The sequence below is a fragment of the Desulfosporosinus sp. OT genome (assembly GCF_000224515.1).
GTDB lineage: Bacteria > Bacillota > Desulfitobacteriia > Desulfitobacteriales > Desulfitobacteriaceae > Desulfosporosinus.
Window position 1 is genome coordinate 1 of record NZ_AGAF01000196.1, and the last position, 469, is coordinate 469.

At 42.9% G+C, this 469-nt stretch carries 1 protein-coding gene; it reads left to right on the top strand.

Annotation, left to right across the window (positions count from 1 at the left end):
- Nucleotides 1–469 (top strand): group II intron maturase-specific domain-containing protein (locus DOT_RS18920; protein ID WP_040412870.1); only part of this gene is annotated, 469 nt, incomplete at both ends.

Genomic DNA, 469 nt, shown 5'->3' on the forward strand with positions numbered 1-469 from the left:
ATAATGCTCAACGAGTGCGACCACGAGCTGGTAAAGCGAAGGCACCACTTTGTACGTTTTGCAGATGATCTGATGATCTTCTGCAAAAGTAAGAAAGCGGCACAACGGACACTTGATCACATTCTCCCCTATATCGAAGGAAGACTATATTTGAAGGGAAATAAGGAGAAAACGAAGGTCGCGCATGTAAGATATGTCAAGTTTTTAGGATATAGCTTCTACATTAACAAGGGAGAAGGGCGTCTGAGAATCCATCCTAAAAGCATCCAGAAACTTAAGGATAAAATCCGGAAAGTTACTGGGCGTAGCAATGGGATGGAAATTGAAGAGCGTAGAACTAAGCTCAATCAAGTGGTACGGGGCTGGACGAATTACTTCAAACATGCAGATGCTAAGAACCTACTCAATAGCTTGGATGAATGGATGAGAAGCCGCATACGAATGGTAACTTGGAAGCGATGGAAGAAAA